13 protein-coding genes and 1 pseudogene are annotated in these 13,929 nt (G+C 61.4%); 6 read left to right on the forward strand and 8 right to left on the reverse strand.

Features of this window, described 5'->3' with window-relative positions:
• Position 1 precedes the first annotated feature (1 nt).
• From tilS to tolQ, 7 genes are all read right to left on the reverse strand, one after another.
• Positions 2–1,342 (reverse strand): tRNA lysidine(34) synthetase TilS, encoded by a 1,341-nt coding sequence (tilS, locus tag ASD03_RS30205; protein WP_057217918.1) that lies wholly within the window; start codon positions 1,340–1,342, stop codon positions 2–4.
• On the reverse strand, positions 1,332–2,363 hold the full coding sequence (gene ybgF / locus ASD03_RS30210) for a tol-pal system protein YbgF (protein ID WP_025424726.1): 1,032 nt from the start codon (positions 2,361–2,363) through the stop codon (positions 1,332–1,334). The genes tilS and ybgF overlap by 11 nt, the downstream gene beginning before the upstream one ends.
• 197 nt (positions 2,364–2,560) lie before the next feature.
• Positions 2,561–3,091: a peptidoglycan-associated lipoprotein Pal gene (gene pal / locus ASD03_RS30215; RefSeq protein ID WP_025424727.1), complete on the reverse strand. Its 531-nt coding sequence runs from the start codon at positions 3,089–3,091 to the stop codon at positions 2,561–2,563.
• Between the two features lie 182 nt (positions 3,092–3,273).
• On the reverse strand, positions 3,274–4,584 hold the full coding sequence (gene tolB, locus ASD03_RS30220; protein WP_025424728.1) for a Tol-Pal system beta propeller repeat protein TolB: 1,311 nt from the start codon (positions 4,582–4,584) through the stop codon (positions 3,274–3,276).
• 78 nt (positions 4,585–4,662) lie between these two features.
• The gene (gene tolA / locus ASD03_RS30225) at positions 4,663–5,742 is read right to left on the reverse strand and encodes a cell envelope integrity protein TolA (RefSeq protein ID WP_025424729.1); all 1,080 of its coding nucleotides are present in this window, start codon (positions 5,740–5,742) and stop codon (positions 4,663–4,665) included.
• Between the two features lie 9 nt (positions 5,743–5,751).
• Positions 5,752–6,204: a protein TolR gene (gene tolR / locus ASD03_RS30230; RefSeq protein WP_025424730.1), complete on the reverse strand. Its 453-nt coding sequence runs from the start codon at positions 6,202–6,204 to the stop codon at positions 5,752–5,754.
• A gap of 27 nt (positions 6,205–6,231) precedes the next feature.
• Positions 6,232–6,954: a protein TolQ gene (tolQ, locus tag ASD03_RS30235; RefSeq protein WP_025424731.1), complete on the reverse strand. Its 723-nt coding sequence runs from the start codon at positions 6,952–6,954 to the stop codon at positions 6,232–6,234.
• 308 nt (positions 6,955–7,262) lie between these two features.
• On the opposite strand from tolQ, the gene ASD03_RS30240 reads away from it, so the two are divergent.
• Together ASD03_RS30240 and ligD are read left to right on the forward strand one after the other, a co-directional pair.
• Positions 7,263–7,553, forward strand: a complete 291-nt coding sequence (locus ASD03_RS30240) for a hypothetical protein (RefSeq protein ID WP_025424732.1) — start codon at positions 7,263–7,265, stop codon at positions 7,551–7,553.
• Between the two features lie 78 nt (positions 7,554–7,631).
• Positions 7,632–8,758 (forward strand): annotated as a pseudogene (gene ligD / locus ASD03_RS30245) (non-homologous end-joining DNA ligase); the annotation flags it as partial.
• A 161-nt stretch (positions 8,759–8,919) separates the two neighbouring features.
• Here the strand turns inward: ligD and ybgC are convergent.
• The gene (gene ybgC / locus ASD03_RS30250) at positions 8,920–9,375 is read right to left on the reverse strand and encodes a tol-pal system-associated acyl-CoA thioesterase (protein WP_025424733.1); all 456 of its coding nucleotides are present in this window, start codon (positions 9,373–9,375) and stop codon (positions 8,920–8,922) included.
• A 127-nt stretch (positions 9,376–9,502) separates the two neighbouring features.
• Here ybgC and ASD03_RS30255 point away from each other — a divergent pair, with 127 nt between their 5' ends.
• From ASD03_RS30255 to ASD03_RS30270, 4 genes are all read left to right on the forward strand, one after another.
• Positions 9,503–10,723: an NAD-dependent epimerase/dehydratase family protein gene (locus ASD03_RS30255; protein ID WP_057206608.1), complete on the forward strand. Its 1,221-nt coding sequence runs from the start codon at positions 9,503–9,505 to the stop codon at positions 10,721–10,723.
• The gene (locus ASD03_RS30260; protein ID WP_057217920.1) at positions 10,720–11,583 is read left to right on the forward strand and encodes a glycosyltransferase; all 864 of its coding nucleotides are present in this window, start codon (positions 10,720–10,722) and stop codon (positions 11,581–11,583) included. Before ASD03_RS30255 ends, ASD03_RS30260 begins: the two co-directional genes overlap by 4 nt.
• On the forward strand, positions 11,580–12,470 hold the full coding sequence (locus ASD03_RS30265; RefSeq protein WP_057206611.1) for an NAD(P)-dependent oxidoreductase: 891 nt from the start codon (positions 11,580–11,582) through the stop codon (positions 12,468–12,470). The genes ASD03_RS30260 and ASD03_RS30265 overlap by 4 nt, the downstream gene beginning before the upstream one ends.
• 190 nt (positions 12,471–12,660) lie before the next feature.
• Complete coding sequence (locus ASD03_RS30270; RefSeq protein ID WP_057206614.1) at positions 12,661–13,875, forward strand: hypothetical protein; 1,215 nt, start codon at positions 12,661–12,663, stop codon at positions 13,873–13,875.
• Positions 13,876–13,929 lie beyond the last annotated feature (54 nt).

Genomic DNA, 13,929 nt, shown 5'->3' on the forward strand with positions numbered 1-13,929 from the left:
ACTACCGTTCCATTTCTGTCAACAGATCGTGAACCGGCGACCGAACATAGGGCTGACGCCCGAACAATCCGGCAATCATCTCCGCCATGATCAGGTCGAAACCCGGCAAAAAGGTGTCGTAGGGGCCTATGCGCGGCTCAACGTCGGTCTTCGCGACGCAATTGTCGTCTGTGGATACAACACAAGGCGCGGAAACCGACGCCCGCTTGGCAACGCCCGGTGGCAGTCCTGCGGCAATAAGTCTCTGTTGTTGCAGGCCGCCATCGTTGGTGGCGCCGATCTGCACCATGCCATTTCCGACATTTCGAACCGTAAAGCGGCCATCCCAGATGCCGGCCTCGCCAGGCCTCAGCGCCAGAAGCGGCAGATCGCGCGTTTCGCGATAAAGGTAAAGGTCGGTCGCACGCCTGTCGAACACGACGCGTCCCGCCGTCAGCCGTCCGGGTTCGTCCCGCTCGAGAAACGCCATCAGTCGCGTCACCGTTTCCGCGGCCAGTGGATGCGTCCTGCCACCGACGACAGCAGCCATTGCCAGAAGCGCGCGGCGGCAGTCGGCGTCGACGCATCTGGCGACAGCAGCGCCGGCAAAGCTCACCACGAGGTTTTCGTGAACGCGCGCATGAAGCTTCAGCCAGGCGGCGGCCCTTGCCGAGGAGCGCGCCCGCGACGCAGCATCCCATGCGGCAGCCACTTCGTCGCCCGTTTCGGCGAGGCGCTCGCGGGTGCGCACACGCTCAAAGCGCATATTCATGTTGCTCGGATCGTCGAACCAGCCAACGCCCTCCGCGCTCAGAAAAGCGCGTATGTCGGCGCGGCGAAGGCCGAGAAACGGGCGCAACACCCAGAAGCGCTTGTCGTAGAGCGTTGCGTCGGCCATTCCGGCGCCACCGGGCCCCTGCCCGCGCTCGGACCGCATCAGGATCGTCTCGCGCTGGTCATCGAGGGTGTGCCCGGTGACGATGCAGGTGGCCCCGAGTTCATCGGCAGCGCTCGCCAGCAGTTGATAGCGCTTGTTACGTGCCGCGGCCTGAATTCCCGCCGTCGGCTTGTGGCCGTCCCAGCGTTTGACCATATGTGCAATGCCGAGGCTGGCGCAGAAGGCGGCGATCGCCTCCGCTTCATCGGCGGAGCCGGGCCTCAGGGCATGGTCGACCGTGCAGGCGGCAAGGGAAAGGTCGGCTTTGCCGGTTGCCTCGATCGCCCGGTGCAGGGCAAGAAGCAGTCCCTTGGAATCGCTACCGCCTGAGACAGCTACGAGCAGTCGGGCGGGCCGATGGAAGAATGAAAGAAATCGTTTCGCCGTTTCGAGAACGGCCAGGTGCCCCGGCGTCTCAGCAGCCAAAGCGGCTTTGCTCGCTCGTCACCTTTGCGCGCACGGCCGGCGAGGCCTTCGGATAGCGCTTGTTCACCTCACGCAACGTGGCGCAGGCAGTTTCCTTGTTGTCGAGCGCGCCAAGCGACATGCCGAGTTTCAGCAGCATTTCCGGAGCCTTCGGCGATTTGGCGTGCGCCTGGTGTGCATTCAGGAACGTCTTGGCAGCTTCGCTGTACTTGCCCTGCGAATACTGCGCCTCGCCCATCCAGAAACTGGCATCGGCCGCCTTTTCGCCCTGCGGGAAGACGTCGAGATAGTCGCGGAACTCCTGCTCGGCGGTGCTGTAGTCGCCGGAAAGCACGTGCCCATAGGCCGACTGGTAGAGGTCGCCGGGGTTGTCGAGCGCTGCCGTCTGCCGCTGGCTATCCGGATTGGCGTTGAGCCCGCCATCGGTGCCCGGAAGTGCTACGCCGGGATCGACACCGGGAGGCGTGGCGTTGGCGCCAGGCTGTGCGTCTGTCGTCGTCGAAATCGGATTGCCGCTCTCGTCGAAGACGATCTGGCCGAGTGTCGTCGGCGGTGCCGCACCGGTCGTGCCCTGATTGGCACCCGATGCGGCCATGCCGGTGCCGGGATCGACAGGCGCCATCGTCTGGCTATCCGTCACCTGAGGGGTGACGGACGCCTGATCGCTGGACTTCGGCGTCTGCAATGCGCCGCTCTTCTTCGGGGAGGCCTTGCCGCTTTCCAGATCCTGGAAGCGGAACTCGTTGTCCTCCTGGAACTTCCGGATCTGCTCCTGCATCTGCAGGAGTTGGAAGCTCATTTCCTCGATACGCCCGTTGAGCGAGCGGATCTGTTCTTCAAGTTGGCCGACCCGTGTGGTTTCGGACGCCTGTACCTTCACGACGGGAAGACTGTGCGCCCCTGCCGTGTCGGCGTGTGTCGTTCGGGCCATGAGCCCGGAAAGCGGCATGGCGTTTACTGTCTGGCCCAGGCCCGAAAGGGCCGCGAGACCAAGCAGTCCAGCCACGACAAATTTCTTCATTTCATTTGTCCTGTTCGAATACCGGTTTTCCCACCCTGGAATCGGGCCCCGCAATACATCTCGCCGATTCATCTGGATGATTGCCGCACAGTTTTCCAATTACCCTGAAAAAGCAACGGAGTTCGGCCAAAGTGTGGTAAAAAAGCAAAGGGCGGCACAAGGCCGCCCTTATAATTTAGCGATGCGTGATCGGAAGATCACATGCCGGCGCCACCGAGAACGGTCACGGCGCGGCGGTTCTGCGACCAGCACGAGATGTCGTCGCAAACGGCAACCGGCTTTTCCTTGCCGTAGGAGATCGTCTTCAGGCGGTTGGCCGGAACGCCGCGCGAAATCAGATAGTCCTTGGTGGAAGCAGCGCGGCGAGCGCCGAGTGCCAGGTTGTATTCGCGGGTGCCGCGTTCGTCGGCATGGCCTTCGACGGTGACGGCGTAGTTCGGGTACTTGGCCAGCCACTGAGCCTGACGGTCGAGCGTCTGCTGGGCGTCGGCGCGGATCGAGGTCGAGTCCGTGTCGAAGAAGATACGGTCGCCGACATTGACGGTGAAGTCCTGCTGCGAACCCGGCGTTGCAGCGCCGGCGCCGAGACCAAGCTCGTTGGCATTGTTCGGCATGTTCTTCTTCGAGGCGCAGCCAGCGATGGCAAGGGTCATGACAAGTGCGATCATGACCGGGTTGCGAGCGATGGTCTGCATGCGGCCTGCGGCCGGGGTGTCAATTCGGCTCATGCGCCGGTCTCCTTGAGAAGTGTCTGAATTCACGGTTGCCAGACTGTAACCGGAAGCGGTTAATCGCTATTCAACAGTTATGGTTAACAAATCGATAATTTAAGCTCGGCGCCTGCTAGACCAGCACTTTGCGGCGAGAAAGCGGCATCGTCGCCACAATCCCCGCCGCAAAGGCGAGCCTGCTATTCAAGCCGCGGCGACCAGGCCGGGTCCGAGGCAAAGCCCTGTGTCGGGACGGCCTGCTCGTTGTAACCGGTCAGATCGATCGAGTAGAGCTGCGGTCCGCCGGCACCGGCGTTCTGGCGGAAGAACATCAAAACGCGGCCGTTCGGCGCCCAGGTCGGGCCTTCATTGTGGAAGCCTGTGGTCAGGATGCGCTCACCCGAACCGTCCGGCTTCATCACGCCGATCGAGAACTTGCCGCCCGACTGCTTGGTGAAGGCGATGAGGTCGCCACGCGGAGACCAGACCGGCGTCGAATAGGAACCGTCGCCGAAGGAGATACGACGCTGACCGGAGCCATCGGCACCCATGACGTAGATCTGCTGACGTCCGCCGCGGTCGCTTTCAAAGGCGATCTGGCCACCATCCGGCGAATAGGACGGTGCCGTATCGATCGCCGGCGTGCTGGTGAGCCGTGTCGTCGTGCGCGAGCGCAGGTCCATCGTGTAGATGTTGGCGTTGCCGTCCTGCTGCAGGCTCATGATGACGCGCTGGCCATCGGGCGAGAAGCGCGGCGAGAAGGTCATGCCCGGAAAGTTGCCGACAACCTCCCGCTGTCCGGTCTCCAGCTGCAGCAGGTAGACCCGCGGCTGCTGGTTTTCGAACGACATGTAGGTGACTTCCTGACGGTTCGGCGAGAAGCGCGGCGTCAGAACGATGTCGTTGGAGTTGGTGAGCGGTCGTGGATTTGCGCCATCCTGGTCCATGATCGCAAGCTGGCGCTTGCGGGCGGTCTTCGGGCCGCTTTCGGCAACGTAGACGACACGCGTATCGAAGTAGCCCTTTTCGCCGGTGATGCGCTCATAGATCGCATCGGCGATGATATGGGCAACACGACGCCAGTTTTCAGGCTGGGTGAAGAACTGCTGCCCGGTCATCTGCGTGCCGGCAAACGTGTCCCAAAGCCGGAACTCGGCCTTCAGGCGACCGTCCGCCTCCTGCGTCACGCGACCGGTGACGAGCGCCTGGGCGTTGATGACCTTCCAGTCCTCGAACCGCGGCGCGGCGTCGGGGTTGCTGATCTTTTCGATGAAGGCACCGCGGTCGATCGGCTTAAACAGGCCCGACCGCTTGAGGTCGGCTGCGACCACGTCCGAAATCTTCTTGCCGAGTTCACCCTGCAGGAAGTCGGTGATCGCGATCGGCAACGGTTCGACATTGCCCTTGTTGATGTTGATTTCAACGACCGCATTCGCCGGCGTCGCCGCCACGAAGGCGGCCAGCAGACCCGCTGCCACCATCAGGGCGCGGAAAAAAGAGCTCTTGATCATAGAGACAAGCCTTTCAGCTTAGTACGAAGGGTTTGCAGGGTTGGTTTGCTATCCGGCATGATTCCAATCCCGGCAGCTCTAGAGTGCGAAATCCGAGGGGTCGAAGTTCAGCACGAGGGTATTCCATCCTTTTTCGCCGTCATATTTTTCAGGCGGCAGGTTCTGTAGCGGTGCCGAGCGGCGGAGCGCGCGCAGCGTGCTGCTCTCGACGGCGCGGCGCGTTCCTTCCGGCCCCCCCGTGGCGGTCACCTCCGGCTCACCGACGATGTTGCCCGAGGGATCCAGTTGCACCCGGATCGAGACGCGCACTTCCTCGACGCCTGTGAGACCGGCCATCAGCGACCATTTGTCCTGGATCTGACCCTTCACACCGTCGATCTCGTTGGCGCTCAAGCCCACGCCGATGGTCTTCTTGCCACCGAGAGCCGCCTCCTGCGTCGAGCGCTTGGCGCCACCGGCAGAGGGATCTTGCCGGTTGAGAAGGGCGGCAATTTCGTCAGCGTTAAACTTGCTCTCCTCAGTGGAGGCCGCCTTCTTCTGTTCCTTCGGCGTCTGCTCGTTCTTGCGGTCAGGTGTCTTTGCCGACTGTGCCGGTTTTTCGACCTTGGGCTTGGCAGCCGGCGTCGGCACCTTTTCGGGCAACGCTTCGGCTTCCGGATTTTCGGCCGGCTTTTCTTCGGCCGGCGCCGGTTCCGGCTTGGTTTCGGGCTTTACTTCCTGCTTGGCTTCCGGCAGTGCCGCGACTTCGGTCGCCGGTTCGGAAGCAGGCTTCGTCTCCTCGACCTTCTTGATTTCCTGCTCGACCGGATCGGGCGTCGGTTCGGGCTTCTCGTTCTTTTCCGGCGAGGCCGTGGCCTCGCTCTTCGACGGCTTGGCGTTCGGCGTCGGCGGCGTTTTCAGGTCCGTGTCGTTGTCGCCGATGTTCTCGGCCGGCTGGCTCGTTTCCGGACGTTTGGTCGGAACCGGCGACGATGTTTCCTTCTTCGGTGCCTTCTTGTCGCCCTGCTGGACCTGGGTCATTTCCGAATAGGGTACGATATCGACAGGCAAGGCTTCGACGTCGGCGACCTGGAAGTCAGCCGGGCTGCCGAGCGAAACCAGCGCCCAGGTCAGAACCAGAGCGTGAAGCAGACCAGATGTGGCGAGACTGCCCTTCATGGCCAAGGATCACTTTTCCTGTTCTTGCAGCGTCACGAGGCCGAGGTTCTTGAACCCTGCAGCCGAGATGCGCGCCATGACCTTCATCACCGTGCCATAGTCGGCATTGGTGTCACCGCGCACGTAGATGCGTTCGTTGTAGCCGGTGGTGGCAATCGCCTCGAGCTTGGGCACGACCTCTTCGATCGCGATCGGCGTTTCCTGCAGGAAGATCTCACCGGCGGGGTTGACCGAAACGGTGATCGGCTGCGTATCGGAATTAAGCGCCTTGGCCTGCGTTTCCGGCAGGTCGATCGGCACGCCGACCGTCATCATCGGTGCGGCGACCATGAAGATGATCAGCAGCACCAGCATCACGTCCACAAAGGGCGTGACGTTGATTTCGCTCATGATCGCTTTCTTGCCGCCGCGGCGGCGGCGACCGCCGCCCGACCCCTTGGCTCCGCCAACCGACATACCCATCAGCGTGGTCTCCGTGCTCTCTGGCGATTACTGCGCGGCCTGGCGCGGGTTCTGCAGTTTCTCGTCGATCTGCCGCGACAGGATCGCGGAAAACTCGTCGGCGAAGGCTTCCATACGCGCCGACAGCTTGCCGGCGTCAGCGGAAAACTTGTTGTAGGCGATAACCGCGGGAATAGCGGCGAGCAGGCCGATGGCCGTTGCCAGCAGCGCTTCGGCGATACCGGGGGCCACAACTGCAAGGTTGGTCGACTTCGAACCGGCGATCGCCTGGAACGAGGTCATGATACCGACGACGGTACCGAAGAGGCCGATGAAGGGTGCCGCCGAACCGATGGTCGCGAGCGAACCGAGGCGCGCTTCCAGCGATTCCGATTCACGCGCAAGCGTCACGTCCATGGCCCGGTCTATACGCATCTGCAGACCGATTGGCGAACGCGCGCCACGCTCGAAGCTTTTCTTCCATTCGCGCATCGCCGAGACGAAGATCGCACCCATGCCCGCCGTCTGACGGTCGGAGAGCGTGCGGTACAGCTCTTCGAGCGATTGGCCCGACCAGAACACCTGCTCGAAGCCGTCGAGCTGGCGACGGACACGGCCGTAGTTCAGCGTCTTGTCGACGACGATCGCCCATGTCCACACCGAAGCTGCAATCAGCCCCAGCATGACCAACTTCACGACAAAGCCCGCTTGCATGAACAGCGACCAGAGGGTCACATCGTGCGTCGCAGCGGCCAATCCAACCTGTTCCATCGTTTTCAGTCCCCGAATCCAAACACCCGGCAAGAGCGGCTCATGCTCGTGACCGGGTAGCCCAAACGTCCTGTTGCAAGAATGCCCCGGCGCCGCCGCTGGTCGCACCATCGCGACCTTTATTAGCTTATGGTTGCCTTCTTGCCGTCAATTTTGGTCAAAGGATGACGTGCACTGCACAAATCCTGATGGGCTGATTAAGACACCATTATGGTTAAGGGAGTGTTACCGCGCTGTGTCTTTCCGGCCGCACCTTGAGGCCAAGCGCCCATCACGGAACTTCCCTCGTCGGCGGGCGTTTTCTCGCCATGACCACGCAAACGACACGACATCGCGACCGGCGGTCCACCCCGCAGCACTTCGATCAGCGCGATCGCTTGATCCTGGCACTCTACGCGCAGTTGAAGGCCGAGCGGGAAACCCGCGCCGCGCTGGAAGAGGCACTCGCCAACGGCGTCCTATCCAGCGAGGTGCTTCAGGCAATCATCTCCGATCCGATCCCTGCCATCACCAGCGAAGATATCGCGGGCATCGAGCAGGCCCTCGCCCAAGACGCAGTCCGCGCGTCAGGCACCAAACCGCTGAACGGAGAACGCTGACCTGCGCAAGAACCCGCTCATCAAGCGACGGCACGAGCTGCAAGCATTGCTCGACGGCATGGGCCCCGCCGGCACACGCCGGATCTGGTGGCCTAGTTCGACTTAGCCGAGTTCTCTGACGATGGACACATTCGCCACGGCGCTTCGAAGGGCTGCGCCGCGACAAGGAGGCCAAGGCCGTGACACAGGAAAGACCGAAGATGACGAAGGAGCCCGAACCCGATGCGAAACGTGCGCCGAACCAAGCAGTGCGTGCGCAGGGCAACGCGAAGCGTGCCTCGCGCGAAACGCCGAGCGCGGCGAATTCGGTTACGGACGACACCGTTCTCGGCGTTCGCATCACCCATCCGGAGCGCGAGCTGTTCGAGGGAGAGCGCATCACCAAGCTCGATCTCGCCCGCTACTACGCCGTCGTGGCGGACAAGATGCTGCCCTTTGCCAGCGGTCACCTGCTGTCGCTGATGCGGTGCCCGCAGGGCGGACGCGGCCAATGCTTTTACCAGAAGCATGCCAGCGAGGGTTTTCCGGCCGAGATCCGCGATACACCGGTGAAGGAATCCTCCGGCGACACCGAGAACTACATGTATGTGCGTGATGCCAAGGGTCTTGTTGCGGCGGTCCAGATGGGAACGCTGGAATTTCACATCTGGGGATCGCCGGTCGACAAGATCGAGACGCCGGACCGATTGGTGTTCGACCTCGACCCCGACCCAAGCGTCGATTTTTCAACCGTCAAGGACGCCGCACTCCGCCTTCGAGACGCGCTCGACGACATCGGCCTCCAATCGGTTCCCATGGTTACCGGCGGCAAGGGCGTGCATGTCATCGTTCCGCTGGCGCCACGCGCACCATGGGAGGACGCGAAACGCTTCGCCAAGTCGTTCGCGCAGGGCTTTGCCGACCGCGATCCGGATAATTTCATTGCCACCATGTCGAAGGCAAAGCGCCAGGGCAGGATCTTCATCGACTGGCTGAGGAACGAACGCGGCGCGACAGCGATCGCTCCCTATTCCACCCGAGCCCGCGCAGGTGGACCGGTGGCAACGCCCGTCAGCTGGAGCGAGCTTTCCAACCTCGACGCAGCCAACGGTTTCCATATCGCCGATATCCTCCAGCGCATCGAAAATGGAATGGAACCCTGGTCTGAGCTTGGCGATACAAGGCAGTCCCTGACCAAGAAGATACTGGATACGCTGGCCGAATAAGCGGGGCGGCTAGGCCGCCACCTGCCGCAGGCCCTCGATCCATACGTACGTCCGCATGATCGTCAGCTGCACAAGCGGTACGGGTTGCAACTAACCTCCTGGCAACGAAAAAAGCGCCCTTCAGAAAGGACGCTTCGATGCATGCAACAGCACGTGCCGGCTTAACCCACGCTTTGCCTTGCCTGTGTGAATTTCGTCGCCAGCGCTTCGGGCAGGCGGCGGGGACGGCCCTGGCCGTTGATCACCGCGATAATCACCTTGGCGGCGATCAGCAATTGCCCATCACGGCGGATCTCCTGCAGCAGCACCATCTTGGCACCGCCCGCTTTCTCCGTCACCGTGCCGATCGTCAGGATGTCGTCCATGCGCGCCGGCGCCTTGAAGTCGATCTCCATGCGATGCACGACAAAGACGAGACCCTCGCTGTCCCCCTCGATCGCCAGCGTCGCCTGCTCGACGCCGAGCAGCCGCAGGAAATCCGTGCGGGCGCGCTCCATGAAATGCAAGTAGCGGGCGTGATAAACGACGCCGGAAAAATCGGTGTCTTCGTAATAAACGCGCTGGACCAGTCGATGGCCGCCTTCGGTCAGTTCGCCTGCAATCGAGATCAGGGACATGCTTCTCTCCGACAAGAATTTCCCAAATCCTGTGCAGGAACAAAAAGGCATTTGCAAGCATTGCAGCTTTGTCACAAACCTATCCTACACGTGACACAGCTTTCCTTCCTGATCAGGAGAACCGTGCATGAAGATTGCGATCCTCGGCGGTGATGGTTTCATCGGCTGGCCAACGGCCCTTCACCTGTCCGACGCCGGTCATGACATCCATATTCTCGACAATCTCTCACGCCGCTGGATTGATACCGAGCTCGGCGTGCAGTCTCTGACCCCGATGGATTCGATCCAGGAGCGTACCCGCATCTGGCATGCCGAAACCGGCCGTCGCATTCATTTCAACCTGATCGATCTTGCCCGCGACTACGAGCTTTTGAAGAACTGGCTTACGGAACACCGCCCCGACGCGATCGTGCATTTCGCCGAACAGCGCGCAGCGCCCTATTCGATGAAGAGCGACCGGCACAAGAACTACACCGTCAACAACAACGTCAATGCCACGCATAATCTGCTGAACGCCCTCGTCGAACTCGAACTCGATGCACATCTGGTGCATCTCGGCACCATGGGCGTCTATGGCTATTCCACCGTCGGCGCGGCGATCCCCGAGGGCTATTTGCCTGTTGGCATCGAGACGATGGCGGGCAAAACCGTGACCCAGGACATCCTCTATCCCTCGAATCCCGGCTCGATCTACCACATGACCAAGTGCCTGGATCAGCTGCTTTTCCAGTTCTACGCCAAGAACGATGGCCTCAGGATCACCGACCTGCACCAGGGCATCGTCTGGGGCACCCACACGGAGCAGACCCGCAGGCACGCTCAGTTGATCAACCGTTTCGACTATGACGGCGACTATGGCACCGTGCTGAACCGTTTCCTCATCCAGGCGGCGATCGGCTATCCGCTGACCGTGCATGGTACCGGCGGCCAGACACGCGCCTTCATCCATATCCAGGATTCCGTGCGCTGCATCGAACTGGCGCTGAAGAACCCGCCGGCCCGTGGCAGCCGCGTCGAAATTTTTAACCAGATGACGGAAACCCACCGGGTGCGGGACCTCGCCGAAATGATCGCCACGATCTCCGGTTCGCAGATTGCCTGGCTGCCCAACCCGCGCAAGGAAGCGGCGGAAAATGAACTCGTTGTGCACAACGAAAAGTTCCTGGGGCTCGGCCTCGATCCGATCCGTCTCAGAGATGGTCTGCTTTCCGAAATCGTCGATGTCGCCAGGAAATTTGCCTATCGCGTCGATCGCTCGCGCGTTCCGGCCGTCTCCGCCTGGACCAAGGATATCGCGATGCGCATCAACCACGACCCTGAGGGCAAGCGGCTGAAATCCGTTTCATGACATCACTTGACGATCACCCGGAGGGGCTCCGCCCCTCCTCCCCTGCCTCGTCCGATCATGCATTCGTGACGCTCGTGACCAATGCCGACTATGCGCTCGGCGCCCGCGCGCTCGTCCGCTCGATCCGCCTGACGAACACCCTGGCCGATATCGTCGTTCTCCACACCGGCGGTGTTGCCGCCGACGTCCTTGCGCCAATCTCAACCTTCGGCTGCCGCCTCATCGAAACGGAGCTGCTGCCGCTCTCGGAAGCCTTCAACGAGCGCCACGGCAAGCGCAACGTCCACGACAAAGCGCCCTTCACCAAGGGGCGCAAGCCGGCTTTTCATTCGCCGCTCGACAATTTCTGCAAGCTGCGGCTCTGGCAGCTGACAGAATATCGCCGCTGCGTGTTCATCGACGCCGATGCGATCGTTCTCAGAAACATCGACCGGCTGTTTGGCTATCCGGAGTTTTCCGCCGCGCCGAATGTCTATGAAGGTCTTGCCGATTTTCACCGTTTGAATTCCGGCGTCTTCGTTGCCGAGCCATCCATCGCGACGTTCCGCGCCATGGTCGAAAGGCTCGACGCGCCCGAAGCCTTCTGGCCCCGCACCGACCAGACCTTCCTGCAGAGCTTTTTTCCCGAATGGCATGGCCTGCCGGTGACCATGAACATGCTGCAATATGTCTGGTTCAATTTGCCAGAACTCTGGGACTGGTCGTCGATCGGCGTGTTGCACTACCAGTACGAAAAGCCGTGGGAGAAGGACCATCCCCGCACCAAGCAGCTTCGTCCGTTGATCGACCTCTGGTCCGCCTACCTAACCGGCGAGAATATTCCAGACATAGCAACCCTTGCGAATCCGGCTCAGTCATGACGCGCGTGCTCGTCTCCGGTGGCACCGGTTTCGTCGGCCGCTTCATCGTCGAACATCTGATGGCCGCCGGGTATGACGTTGTTGCCGGCGGCCGCACTCCGCCCGCTCCCGCCTTCTTCTCGAAGCCTGTCGCTTTCGTTCCGCTCGCTCTCGACCCGGATATCGATCAGAGCGTCGCCTTCCGTGACGTCGACCACTTCGTCCATGCCGCCTTCCAGCATGTCGCCGGGCGTTATCGGGGCGGCGAAGGCGATGACCCGGAAGGGTTCCGCCGCAGCAATCTGGACGGCTCCGTCCGCCTGTTTCGAACCGCCCGCGACCACGGCGTGAAGCGTTGCGTCTTCCTGTCGAGCCGCGCCGTCTATGGCGACGAACTGCCGGGCGTAGAACTGTTTGAAGATACGCCCTGCCATCCCGAAAGCCTCTATGGCAGCCTCAAGCTGGAAGCCGAAAATGCACTGGCCGCACTAGGCACGAACGCATTCAAGGCGGTGAGCCTGCGTGTGACCGGCGTCTACGGACGGTCCGGCACAGGTGCCGCTCACAAATGGCAGCCGCTTTTCGATGACTATCTCGCGGGCCGAGAGATTGCGCCACGCGCCGGCACGGAAGTTCATGGCGATGATGTGGCCGCCGCCGTTCGCCTCACCCTCGAAGCACCGCTCGACCGCCTGACGAGCCGCGTGTTCAATATCTCCGATGTCCTCGTCGACAACCGTGCCATTCTGGCAATCGTTCAGCAGATCACCGGATCCAAGCACGCCCTTCCGCGCCCGGCCACCCTGACTGCCTTCAACGCCATGAATAGCGAGAAGATCCGGGCACTTGGCTGGCAGCCGGGTGGGCTGGAGCGATTGCGGGCAACGGTCAGAACGCTGCTTGCCTGACGCCGCAAGCGCATAGGACCAGAGTCCTGCTTGTCTAATTTTAGGACTCGTTTAAAGAGCTTTAATGCACAAATAATTACCTTAGGTTGTCTTCGAATATCTGCGTTAAGGTGGCTGCGCGGGCCGGTTCCGGTCTCGCTCCACAGCTCAACCTCCCGTCGATCGACGGCGCTTCGAAGGAAACAAAACGATGCCTATCGAGACGTTGAATCCTGAAGTCTGGAAGCTTGTCGGCACTTTGAACGGTGAATGGAGAACGAACGGCGGTAAGGATTTTGGATGGGGTACGGTCAAAACCTCATCGCAAACCCTGACCGCGAACGCCTTGCTATCGGTCTACAAGCTGATACACGGCGATCAGAATCTGACGCGCGACTATTATCTCGTTGCCGGCGATGTCTACCACGGCATTCAGGGCTCGCCGTCCAAGCCGTCGTCCAATTGGGTCTCGGTCGGCTTTTATGCCAACCACATGAATCTGCGCATTGAAACGACCTCGGCACAGGCACGTCTCTTGACGTTCGGGCCGAACAGCACGGTCGAGCAGGCAACCATCAGCTTCTCGATCGGCGGCGAACTGAGCGCCGAGTATAGTTCGGAAGGCCCGAAGGCGGGCGCTTCGCTCAGCGCCAATGTCGGCGTCAGCTTCACCGCTTCCGAGGTCTCGTTCGCGGCCCGCCCGGAATCGCGATCAATCGAGTGGCACACCAGCTTGCCGCATGTCGGCTGGGTGTCGTCGGGAATGCCGGCAAATCCCGGCCGCCCATCCTATGCCGGCTATATCTGGAACCCAGCCGTGATCATCGAGGTGCCGCAGGGCGCAGTGCCCAATCTCAAAGGTCGCTTCGAAGTGGATTTCGAATACAATTGGACACGCGGCATCCGCAAGCGGTCGTTCACCCCCGGCATCGACCTCGTTTATCAGTCCCTCATCAAGACCGGCGCCGACGACGCGCAACAGGAACAACAGCTTCCGACGATACTGGAGACGCTACGCTCTCTCGCGGCGACAACCGGCCGGGACGGCAAGACCGATACCTTCCTGATGGCGCTTGAACGCTCACGCGTCATCGATGCCTTCGGGGACAGCAATCTCGACCAGATCGTCATCGCACCGACCAATATCGCTATTCAGGACTATTTCGACAAACACCCACAAACCGCGCTGGAGGCTGTCTCACCCGCGAACCAAAGCTGGCTTGACGCCTGGATTGCAGAGCGGGTCATCAGCACCCCGCCCAACTCGATCGAGGTTGCCAAGCTCAGCACATCAATCAAAGGGATCGCGGGGATGGCAGGAGATTGGTTCGAGTGCGCGGATGGTTTGCTTCTGGTAACCGACACCTATGAAGTCGTACCCGGCTTGCGTAGCGCTCTACAAAATCTCTTCGGCAAGGCCGCCTGACGCGGTTTGCTCAACACCCATAAACAGAAAGGCCCGGCGTCGCGCTCGACGCCG

Source organism: Ensifer sp. Root127 (genome assembly GCF_001425225.1).
Taxonomy (GTDB): domain Bacteria; phylum Pseudomonadota; class Alphaproteobacteria; order Rhizobiales; family Rhizobiaceae; genus Ensifer; species Ensifer canadensis.

What these genes read in the sequence shown, in the direction of transcription:
- ybgF (WP_025424726.1), bottom strand. Translation starts at nt 2,363, where the DNA reads ATGAAGAAATTTGTCGTGGCTGGACTGCTTGGTCTCGCGGCCCTTTCG.
- pal (WP_025424727.1), bottom strand. Translation starts at nt 3,091, where the DNA reads ATGAGCCGAATTGACACCCCGGCCGCAGGCCGCATGCAGACCATCGCT.
- tolB (WP_025424728.1), bottom strand. Translation starts at nt 4,584, where the DNA reads ATGATCAAGAGCTCTTTTTTCCGCGCCCTGATGGTGGCAGCGGGTCTG.
- tolA (WP_025424729.1), bottom strand. Translation starts at nt 5,742, where the DNA reads ATGAAGGGCAGTCTCGCCACATCTGGTCTGCTTCACGCTCTGGTTCTG.
- tolR (WP_025424730.1), bottom strand. Translation starts at nt 6,204, where the DNA reads ATGGGTATGTCGGTTGGCGGAGCCAAGGGGTCGGGCGGCGGTCGCCGC.
- tolQ (WP_025424731.1), bottom strand. Translation starts at nt 6,954, where the DNA reads ATGGAACAGGTTGGATTGGCCGCTGCGACGCACGATGTGACCCTCTGG.
- ASD03_RS30240 (WP_025424732.1), top strand. Translation starts at nt 7,263, where the DNA reads ATGACCACGCAAACGACACGACATCGCGACCGGCGGTCCACCCCGCAG.
- ybgC (WP_025424733.1), bottom strand. Translation starts at nt 9,375, where the DNA reads ATGTCCCTGATCTCGATTGCAGGCGAACTGACCGAAGGCGGCCATCGA.
- ASD03_RS30255 (WP_057206608.1), top strand. Translation starts at nt 9,503, where the DNA reads ATGAAGATTGCGATCCTCGGCGGTGATGGTTTCATCGGCTGGCCAACG.
- ASD03_RS30260 (WP_057217920.1), top strand. Translation starts at nt 10,720, where the DNA reads ATGACATCACTTGACGATCACCCGGAGGGGCTCCGCCCCTCCTCCCCT.
- ASD03_RS30265 (WP_057206611.1), top strand. Translation starts at nt 11,580, where the DNA reads ATGACGCGCGTGCTCGTCTCCGGTGGCACCGGTTTCGTCGGCCGCTTC.
- ASD03_RS30270 (WP_057206614.1), top strand. Translation starts at nt 12,661, where the DNA reads ATGCCTATCGAGACGTTGAATCCTGAAGTCTGGAAGCTTGTCGGCACT.